Raw genomic sequence first — 10290 nt, 5'->3', positions numbered from 1 at the left:
TCTTTTAAAAAAATTTAACTCCTATTTTACCACATTGAAATTGTGTAGGTTACAATTCAAAAAAATCATTTGATCTGAACTAATTATCTATTTCAACAATATCAAAACACATTCTATTTTCACTACATGTAATAAGGTATAGGAGAAAATTAAAAAACTTCAAAATAAACAATGTTTAGATTGTAATAAGCTATTGCGAAACTGATAGTTTTCCAATACCTTTGCATCTTTAATAAAAATATATGATTCAAATAACATTACCTGACGGTTCAATTAAAGAATTTCATAGAGGCGCCACTCCTATGGATGTTGCTATAAGTATAAGCGAAGGATTTGCTAGAAATGTAATTTCAGCTAAATTTAATGATATAACAATTGAGTCTTCTACTCCTTTAATGGAAAACGGAAGCTTAACGTTATTCACTTTTAACGATGTTGAAGGTAAAAAAACTTTTTGGCATTCTTCAGCACATGTATTAGCTCAGGCAATTACTTCAATTTATCCAAATGTAAAATTAACAATTGGACCTGCTATTGAAAATGGCTATTATTATGATGTTGATTTAGGTGACGAAGTAATTTCAGACAAAGATTTTAAAGACATTGAACAAAAAATGCTTGAATTAGCTCGTGGAAAACATGAGTTTAAAATGAGAGAGGTTTCAAAAGAAGATGCATTAAATTTTTATAAAAGTCAAAATAACCAATATAAAGTTGAGTTAATTGAAAACTTAACTGATGGTGAGATTACTTTTTGCGATCATTCCGATTTTACAGATTTATGCCGTGGTGGACACATTCCAAATACTGGCATTATAAAAGCCGTAAAAGTTATGAGTGTTGCTGGAGCTTATTGGCGTGGTGATGAAAAAAACAATCAATTAACTCGTGTATACGGTATTTCTTTTCCAAAGCAAAAAATGCTTACTGAATATTTAGAATTACTGGAAGAGGCTAAAAAAAGAGATCATCGAAAACTTGGAAAAGAGTTAGAACTGTTTGCTTTTTCAGCAAAAGTAGGACAAGGATTACCCCTTTGGTTACCTAAAGGAGCTGCATTGAGAGAAAGATTAGAGAATTTTTTAAAAAAAGCACAGAAAAAAGCTGGATATGAAATGGTGATAACACCTCATATTGGTCAAAAAGAATTGTATGTAACATCTGGGCATTATGAAAAATATGGTGAAGATAGCTTTCAACCAATCCACACACCAAAAGAAGGTGAAGAGTTTTTCTTAAAACCAATGAACTGTCCACACCACTGTGAAATTTATAACAACAAACCATATTCATATAAAGAATTACCAAAGCGTTTTGCTGAATTTGGAACAGTGTATAGATATGAACAAAGTGGTGAATTGCATGGATTAACACGTGTAAGAGGATTTACCCAAGATGACGCGCATATTTTTTGCACTCCAGATCAGTTAGATAAAGAATTTAAAGACGTTATTGATTTAGTACTATACGTATTCAAATCCTTAAGTTTTGAAAATTTCACTGCACAAGTTTCACTAAGGTCTAAAGAAAAAAGTGAAAAATATATCGGTAGCGATGAAAATTGGGAAAAAGCTGAGACTGCTATTATAAACGCAGCAAAAGAAAAAGGCTTAGATTATGTTGTAGAATATGGAGAAGCCGCATTTTATGGTCCTAAATTAGATTTTATGGTAAAAGATGCTTTAGGTAGAAGTTGGCAATTAGGAACTATACAAGTTGACTACAATTTACCTGAACGTTTCGACCTAAATTATAAAGGAGCAGACAACAAGTTACACAGACCAGTAATGATTCACAGAGCTCCTTTTGGCTCCATGGAACGTTTTATAGCTGTATTATTAGAGCATACTGCGGGTAAATTTCCTCTTTGGTTAACTCCAGAGCAGGTTATTATCCTACCTATTAGTGATAAATATCAAAAATATGCAGAAAATGTTTTATGTTTGCTAGAAAATTCCGAAATTCGCGCCCTTATAGATGACCGAAGTGAAAAAACGGGTAGGAAGATAAGAGATGCCGAGTTAAATAAAATACCGTTTATGCTAATTGTAGGTGAACAAGAAGAAGAAAATGGTACAGTTTCAGTAAGAAAACAAGGAGAAGGTGATATGGGTACATTAACAATTAATGAATTCACATCATTTATAACTAAAGAAATAAGTAGTACATTAGAGCAATTTTAAGTTTAATTTAAAATCAAACGTCATAGCAATTCGAAGTAAATCAGGGGGAAGAAAGCCTTGGAGAATAATCAAAGAAGATCAACATAGGATTAATGAAAAAATCACATTTGTTGACGAAGTACGTTTAGTAGGAGATAATGTTGAAGTTGGTGTATACTCAATTTCTAAAGCAAAATCGCTAGCTAGAGAACAAGAACTAGATTTGGTTGAGATATCTCCCAAAGCTGACCCGCCTGTTTGTAAAATTATAGATTATAAGAAATTTCTTTACGAACAAAAAAAGCGTGAAAAAATTATAAAATCTAAAGCAACAAAAGTTATTGTTAAAGAAATTAGATTTGGGCCTAATACTGACGAGCATGATTTTGAATTTAAGAAAAAACATGCAATCAAGTTTTTACAAGATGGTGCCAAATTAAAAGCATTTGTATTTTTTAAAGGAAGGTCTATTATTTATAAAGATCAAGGGCATATCTTACTTTTAAGATTGGCAACAGAAATTGAAGAATATGGTAAAGTTGAGCAAATGCCTAAATTAGAAGGTAAGCGTATGATTATGTACATTGCTCCTAAGAAGAAATAACACTTCGACTATTGGGTTAAACATAATATAGTTTGCCTTACGCTCGAAGAACAAAGATATTAAGCAAGATAAAAAAAGTAGAAGAAAGATGCCTAAAATGAAAACAAAATCTAGTGCCAAGAAGCGTTTTAAGCTTACAGGTTCTGGAAAAATTAAAAGAAAGCATGCTTTTAAAAGTCATATTTTGACTAAAAAAAGCAAAAAACGTAAATTAAAGTTAACTCATGATGGTTTAGTACATAAAGCAGATAGAGCTAACATTTTACAACAGTTAACTTTAAAATAATAAAGTTACAGGGAATTTAATTATTAACCTTGGAGTAGAGCTAAACAAGTTCAAATTTAAAGTTTGACGCCTACTACAAAAAAACAAATGAAATTATGCCAAGATCAGTAAATTCAGTTGCTTCAAGAGCTAAAAGAAAAAAGATATTGAAGCTAGCAAAAGGTTACTTTGGACGTAGAAAAAACGTTTATACAGTAGCTAAAAATGCGGTTGAAAAAGGAATGGTTTATTCTTATAGAGACCGTAAAAACAAAAAAAGAACTTTCCGTGCATTATGGATTCAACGTATTAACGCTGGAGCCCGTCAGTATGGAATGTCTTACTCACAGTTTATGGGACGAATTAAAGCTAATAATGTTGAATTGAATCGTAAGGTTCTTGCAGATTTAGCTATGAACAACCCAGAAGCTTTTAAGGCTGTTGTAGATCAAGTAAAATAGATTTTTAATTTCTTGCTTATATATAAAACCCAATCTTTTAGATTGGGTTTTTTAATTTATATACATATCTCACTTTACCTTCATAAATTATATTTTATTGTACATTTATCAGATATTTAAATAATTAATTTTATGCTTGTTTGGGGAATTTTTATTGCAGTTATACTTCTGTTTTTAGCTTTAGATTTAGGTGTTTTCAATAAAACTCCACATATTATAAGTACAAAAGAAGCCTCAGTTTGGACAGGGATTTGGGTACTAATATCATTATTGTTTTCAGGTATTATTTATTGGTTATATTCAACTAATATCATAAACAATGTTGACAACCTCACACCTACCAATGCTACTTTAAAATACATTACAGGTTACTTAATAGAATTATCTTTAAGTATTGATAATATTTTTGTTATCGCTGTTATATTTACCTCTTTTAAAATTCCATTAAAATATCAACACCGAGTTTTATTTTGGGGAATTATAGGTGCCATCATATTTAGAGCTTTCATGATTTTCTTTGGAGTTATACTTATTAAAAAGTTCAGCTTTACAACTTATGTATTTGGAGCATTCTTAATTTTTACTGCATATAGAATGTTAAGTTCAAAAAGTGAGGCGTTTCACCCAAAAAAATCTTTTATTTATAGACAAGTCCGAAGATTTTTACCCATTACAGGCCATATGAATGGAGAACATTTTTTTGTAAAAATGAGACATATTACAGCCGTGACTCCACTTTTTATTGCTTTAATTATTATTGAATTTACTGATGTATTGTTTGCCATGGATAGTATTCCTGCAATTTTAGCAATAACATCCGATCCATTTTTGGTATTTACTTCTAATATTTTTGCAATATTAGGGTTACGATCAATGTATTTTTTCTTATCGAATATGTTAGCTAAATTCCATTATTTAAAATACAGTTTAATAGTAATTTTAACTTTTGTAGGAATTAAATTAATACTTGCACATCATTTAACATTTCCTGAATGGCTATCATTATCTGTCATAGCCGTTTCATTATTAACAGGTGTAATTGTATCAATTAAGTCAATAAATGAAAGTGAAGAAACTAAATAGAAAAAGTTAAATTCTATTAGTTTTTCTTTTCAATTTCTTTTAAATTTTCCATTTTTTTATATGCAAGGAAACCTGCAACATCATCAAAATGTTCTTTAACACGCTTATGTCCAAATTCAAAAACTTTTTTTGCTAATCCATCTAAAAAATCACGGTCATGCGAGACCAAAATTAAAGTTCCATCAAAATCCTTTAAAGCGTCCTTAATAATATCTTTAGTTCTCATATCTAAATGATTTGTAGGCTCATCTAAAATTAAAACATTCACAGGTTCTAACAATAATTTTATCATTGCTAAACGTGTTTTCTCGCCTCCTGACAATATTTTCACCTTTTTAGTTGTATCATCACCACTAAACATAAAAGCGCCTAAAAGTCCTTTAATTTTAGTTCTAATATCACCTACCGCTATTTGATCTATTGTCTCAAAAACTGTTAATTCTTCATCTAATAATGAAGCTTGATTTTGAGCGAAATAGCCAATTTTAACATTATGCCCAATTTCCATACTTCCTTCAAAATCAATTTCGCTCATAATGGCTTTAATCATCGTTGATTTTCCTTCACCATTTTTACCAACAAAAGCTACTTTTTCACCACGTTCAATTACCAAACTTGCTTTTTCAAAAACAACATGTTCATTGTATTTTTTAGATAAATCATTCACCACTACAGGATATTGACCACTTCTTGGTGATTGAGGAAATTTTAATCGTAACGCTGAAGTATCAACTTCGTCTATCTCAACTAGTTGCATTTTCTCTAGCATTTTAACACGAGATTGCACTTGATTTGTTTTTGAATAAGTCCCTTTAAAACGATCAATAAATTCAGTAGTATCTAAAATTATTTTTTGTTGTTCGTCAAATGCTTTTTGTTGATGCACACGACGATCTTTTCGCAACTCTAAATAATGAGAATAGGTTGCCTTATAATCATAAATTTTACCCATAGTTACTTCAATAGTTCTATTGGTAATATTATCTACAAAAGCTCTATCATGCGAAATAACAATTACTGCTTTTGCTGAATTAATTAAAAAATCTTCTAACCATTGAACACTTTCAATATCTATATGATTTGTAGGTTCATCTAATAAAATTAAATCGGGTTTTTGAAGTAAAATTTTTGCCAACTCAATTCTCATACGCCATCCTCCAGAAAACTCAGATGTTGGTCTATTAAAATCTTTTCGTTCAAAACCAAGTCCTTTTAAAACAATTTCAACCTCTGCTTCATAGTTTATTTCTTCAATTGCATAATACTTTTCGCTTAATTCAGAAACACGCTCAATCAACTTCATATATTCGTCGCTTTCATAATCTGTACGAACAGTAAGAGCCTCATTAACCTCATCAATTTCAGCTTTCATTTTAAGAACTTCTGCAAAAGCTTTTGACGTTTCTTCAAAAACAGTTGCATTATCTTTAGCTAATAAATGCTGAGGAAGATATGCTATAACAGTACCTTTAGGAGCTGAAATATTCCCAGATGATGGTTTACTAGCTCCTGCAATAATTTTTAATAACGTAGATTTTCCTGCACCATTTTTACCCATTAAAGCAATTTTATCATTATCATTAATTGCAAATGAAACATTACTAAATAGCGTTGTATTTCCAAATTGTACCGAAATATCGTTGACTGTAACCATTATTATAACTTATAAGTGAAATTTATTTTTTTGAAAGGCGCAAATATACGTTTTTGAACTATAATTATAGCTTCTAAATTATCCTCTAATTTTTATTAGATAAAACAAAAAAGCAAGAATCTTAAATTCTTGCTTTTTAATTACTATTTTTAGATTTTAAATTAAAGTACTTCTCCTAATTCTTTTAACTTTTCAGTATTTTCAGCAAGTTTTAAACCTTCAACTATTCTATGAATATCTCCATTAATCACGTTTGATAAATCATACAACGTTAATCCAATTCTGTGTTCAGTAACACGACCTTGTGGGTAATTGTAGGTTCTAATTTTTGCGGAACGATCTCCACTAGAAACTAATGAATTCCTTTTTAGCGAGTCAGCTGCTAATTTTTTTTCCAATTCTTGTTCATATAAACGAGAACGCAATACTTTCATTGCTTTTTCCTTGTTTTTATGTTGAGATTTTTGATCTTGACATTGTGCTACCAAACCAGAAGGGATATGTGTTAAACGTACAGCAGAATACGTTGTATTAACCGATTGCCCACCAGGACCAGAAGAACAGAAAAAATCTACACGAATATCACTAGGTAACAATTCAACATCAAACTCTTCAGCTTCTGGTAAAACCATTACTGTTGCTGCCGAAGTGTGAACACGACCTTGAGTTTCAGTTTGAGGTACACGTTGTACACGGTGAACACCAGATTCAAACTTCATGTCTCCATAAACATCAGCACCTGTAACGCTAAATATTATTTCTTTAAATCCTCCAGAAGTACCTTCACTAATATCTTCAACTTCTGTTTTCCACCCTTTATCTGAACAATATTTTGTGTACATTCTATACAAATCTCCTGCAAAAATACTTGCTTCATCTCCACCTGTTCCTGCTCTAATTTCAACAATCACATTTTTGGCATCTTCAGGATCTTTAGGAATTAGCATAAACTTAATATCTTCCTCTAATTCGACAATTCTAAGAGACGCTTCTTCCAGTTCCATTTTAGCCATTTCTGTCATTTCTTCATCAGAACCATCAGCTATTATTTCTTTGGCTTCTTCAATATTGTTTAGCAAAACCTTATATTCATCAGCAACTTTCATTACTGCACTTAAATCTTTATATTCTTTATTTAATTTTACGTATCGCTTTTGATCTAAAATAATATCAGGTTGAATGATTAAATCAGACACCTCATCAAATTTTTGTTTTATAATTTTTAATTTATCTAACATCTTCTTTTTTTATTGGATTGCAAATTTACGAATTATAAACGAATTATCTATTAATAAACAAACTCTCCAAACTCACTTTTTATAGTTAACTTTTTAGCTTCTGAAGCTTCTACTCTACCTATAATTTGAGCATTCACACTAAAACTCTTAGAAATTTTAATAATATCATTTGCTATTTCTGGAGAAACATACAATTCCATTCTATGCCCACAATTAAACACTTGATACATTTCTTTCCAATTTGTTTTAGACTGCTCTTGAATTAATTTAAACAGCGGTGGAATTGCAAACATATTATCTTTCACAATATGTAAATTATCTATAAAATGAAGGATTTTTGTTTGAGCACCTCCGCTACAATGCACCATTCCATGAATTTCTTTTGAAGTGAAATTTTTAAGAATTTCTTTAATAATAGGCGCATATGTTCTGGTTGGAGAAAGTACTAATTTACCTGCATTTAAAGGTGAATCTTCTACAGTGTCCGTTAATTTTGTATTTCCTGAATACACTAAATCTTTTGGTACAGCTGCATCAAAACTTTCTGGGTATTTCTCACCCAAATATTTATGAAACACGTCATGACGAGCAGATGTTAATCCATTTGATCCCATACCTCCATTGTACTCACTTTCATAGGTTGCTTGCCCAAAAGAAGCCAGTCCAACAATTACATCTCCTGGTTTAATGTTTGCATTGTCAATAACATCTTCTCTTTTCATTCTTGCTGTTACAGTAGAATCAACTATTATGGTTCGAACCAAATCCCCAACATCGGCAGTTTCTCCACCAGTTGAGTGAATTTCAACACCAAACTTTTTTAAATCTTTTAATAATTCTTCAGTACCATTTATGATTTCAGAAAGTACTTCACCTGTAATTAAGTTTTTATTACGTCCAATTGTAGATGACAGCATAATGTTTTCTGTAGCGCCAACACAAATTAAATCATCTATATTCATAATTAGAGCATCTTGAGCTATTCCTTTCCATACAGAAATATCTCCTGTTTCTTTCCAATACATATAGGCCAAAGACGATTTTGTTCCTGCTCCATCTGCATGCATTATTAAACAATATTCTTCATCATTTGTTAAATAATCTGGGACTATTTTACAAAATGCCTTCGGAAATAATCCTTTATCTACATTTTTTATAGCTTTATGTACATCTTCTTTTGAAGCTGAAACACCTCTTTGACTATATCTTTTACTTATCTCTGAGCTCATAATTACTATATTTTGATATGATGCAAAAGTAATTTATCTTTTTTAATTTAAGAAACATAAAAAAACCGAATGTTATTTCATTCGGTTTTTTTTATTAAATCTTGTAAATTACTCCCAATCTGGCATAGTTGCATTCATAAATAATTGTGTTCTATCGGTATCATCAATAGCATTCATTTTATAAATAGATTTGGTTGAAACTCCATCATTGGAAGTGTTTACAAAAATAACCTCAGCTTCATTTGGTGAGAAACGGGGATCAATATCTATAGTTCCAGCAACCTTACCTGAAGAAATATCTGTTGAAATAGTTGTATTAAAATTATAAATAAAAATATGTGTATCTAATTGTCTATTATCAGCGTTTTGATATTCAGATACATCTAAAGTATATAATAACAATTTATTATCTACAGAAATATTTAGACCACCAACTGCACCAAGAACGTCAGAAACAATTGTTCTTAATACATTACCATCCAAGTCAATTGTTAATATTGAAGCATTATAGCCTGCAATATCATTTATTTTTATGGCTACCATACTTTCATCATTACTCCAATCACACTCGGTAATAAAACTACCGTCTGTTGTTTGATAAATTTGCTGCAATCCACTACCATCTTTATTTATTACATACAATTTATTATAATGAGGGTATATCAATCGATCTCCATTTGAAGACCACGAGAAATCAACTTCATTAAGATTGAAACCTGAAACAGCAATTGCTGATGTTACTTGCGAAACATTTGAACCATCCTGATTCATGGTAAATAAATGGGTTTCATTATTAGTTGTTCTTAAAAATGCAATTAAGTTAGCTGCCTGATTTTTTCTTGGTCTCCAGCTATTTTGATCTTCAGTAGTTAATTTAACTTCATTCTCTAACTCACCTTCAGTCTCATTGAAATTAGCGGAATAAATTATATTATTATTGTTTACACCTTTTTTTACATATAAATATCTATTATCTGGATCATATTTTGTTTTAAAAGTATTAACAGGGCTTAATATTTCTTCATTAATATCATCCGAAGCTGCTATTTGCCAAAAATATTTAGTTCCATATTTTAAATCTGAAATCACATAAGTAGTATCTATAATGCTTTCAATTGAAATAATGTCGTTATTAATATCATTTTTAATTTCAAGTCTATAATTTAAAACATCTTCATCTGGATCAAGCGATCTCCAAATTAGTTCAACTGAAAGTTCTAAATTTTCGCTTCCATCTTCAGGAGTAATTAATACTGGAGTAGAAGGTGGCTTATTTAATGCATTATTATCTTCCATTTCAAATATTACATTTACTTCTAAATCTGCAGTAACAGTAGCAGGTTTATATGATGTCAAATAATCTTCTTTAGCAACGCTTACCGAATAATCACCTTCTTCGATTTCATTCATAACAAAATAACCATCTACATCCGTAAAAACAGTATTATTTGTAGGGCTTAAAGTTACTTTAGCATTTTCAATTGGATTAAAGCTCAATGCCTCAACAACTCTACCAGTAATGTTGCCTGTTCCTACTAAACTGGTTGTTTCTTCACTACAATTTACAAAAAGAGCTAAAAGAAAGATTAGTATA

General features: G+C 30.3%; 9 protein-coding genes. 5 read left to right on the top strand and 4 right to left on the bottom strand.

Going from position 1 to position 10290, the window contains the following annotated elements; all coding sequences use genetic code 11:
• Window positions 1-242: 242 nt before the first annotated feature.
• From thrS to Q0352_RS02060, 5 genes are all read left to right on the top strand, one after another.
• Window positions 243-2183: a threonine--tRNA ligase gene (gene thrS / locus Q0352_RS02080; protein WP_299522840.1), complete on the top strand. Its 1941-nt coding sequence runs from the start codon at window positions 243-245 to the stop codon at window positions 2181-2183.
• 67 nt (window positions 2184-2250) lie between these two features.
• Window positions 2251-2766, top strand: coding sequence for a translation initiation factor IF-3 (gene infC, locus Q0352_RS02075; RefSeq protein ID WP_299522843.1), 516 nt, complete (start codon window positions 2251-2253; stop codon window positions 2764-2766).
• Between the two features lie 88 nt (window positions 2767-2854).
• A complete protein-coding gene (rpmI, locus tag Q0352_RS02070) occupies window positions 2855-3052 on the top strand; it encodes a 50S ribosomal protein L35 (RefSeq protein ID WP_299522837.1) in 198 nt (65 codons plus the stop codon).
• 95 nt (window positions 3053-3147) lie between these two features.
• On the top strand, window positions 3148-3492 hold the full coding sequence (gene rplT, locus Q0352_RS02065) for a 50S ribosomal protein L20 (protein WP_299522834.1): 345 nt from the start codon (window positions 3148-3150) through the stop codon (window positions 3490-3492).
• Window positions 3493-3624: 132 nt separating this feature from the next.
• Window positions 3625-4575, top strand: a complete 951-nt coding sequence (locus Q0352_RS02060; RefSeq protein WP_299522831.1) for a TerC family protein — start codon at window positions 3625-3627, stop codon at window positions 4573-4575.
• 16 nt (window positions 4576-4591) lie between these two features.
• On the opposite strand, the gene Q0352_RS02055 is transcribed toward Q0352_RS02060, so the two are convergent.
• The 4 genes from Q0352_RS02055 to Q0352_RS02040 all read right to left on the bottom strand — a co-directional run.
• Window positions 4592-6229, bottom strand: coding sequence for an ABC-F family ATP-binding cassette domain-containing protein (locus Q0352_RS02055; protein WP_299522828.1), 1638 nt, complete (start codon window positions 6227-6229; stop codon window positions 4592-4594).
• 161 nt (window positions 6230-6390) lie between these two features.
• The gene (prfA, locus tag Q0352_RS02050; RefSeq protein WP_299522825.1) at window positions 6391-7467 is read right to left on the bottom strand and encodes a peptide chain release factor 1; all 1077 of its coding nucleotides are present in this window, start codon (window positions 7465-7467) and stop codon (window positions 6391-6393) included.
• 50 nt (window positions 7468-7517) lie between these two features.
• On the bottom strand, window positions 7518-8696 hold the full coding sequence (locus Q0352_RS02045; protein WP_299522822.1) for an AIR synthase related protein: 1179 nt from the start codon (window positions 8694-8696) through the stop codon (window positions 7518-7520).
• Between the two features lie 108 nt (window positions 8697-8804).
• Window positions 8805-10290: carboxypeptidase regulatory-like domain-containing protein (locus Q0352_RS02040; RefSeq protein WP_367274572.1), on the bottom strand; the 1486-nt coding region annotated here is incomplete at its 5' end.

This window comes from uncultured Lutibacter sp. (assembly GCF_937891065.1).
Taxonomy (GTDB): Bacteria; Bacteroidota; Bacteroidia; order Flavobacteriales; family Flavobacteriaceae; genus Lutibacter.
This window is presented reverse-complemented; position numbering and strand designations above follow the sequence as displayed.